The 249-nt window shown below is 41.4% G+C and carries 1 protein-coding gene; it reads right to left on the reverse strand.

From position 1 onward, the window contains the following. Nucleotides 1–198 (reverse strand): hypothetical protein (locus tag IEQ44_RS16290; protein ID WP_227487689.1); only part of this gene is annotated, 198 nt, incomplete at its 3' end. Nucleotides 199–249: the final 51 nt, after the last annotated feature.

Consider the following 249-nt stretch of genomic DNA (forward strand, 5'->3'; position numbering starts at 1 on the left):
CGTGTTGATAAGATCAATTGCCACGCTACGCCGATATTCAGCAATATTTGCCACCGCAAAAGCAGTATCAATAACGGACTGTTTCAGGCTATACACCCGTTCCTTTACCATTTGAGTGTAGATCCCGCAGGCAACTGCTGAAATCATGATAAAAATCAGCAGACTGACTGTAAGTACGAACTTATTGATTCTGGACATACGTAAACTACTCTTTTACTAATTTTCCACTTTTATCCCAGGCGGAGAATG

The organism is Nocardioides malaquae, from assembly GCF_015070385.1.
GTDB lineage: Bacteria > Actinomycetota > Actinomycetes > Propionibacteriales > Nocardioidaceae > Nocardioides > Nocardioides malaquae.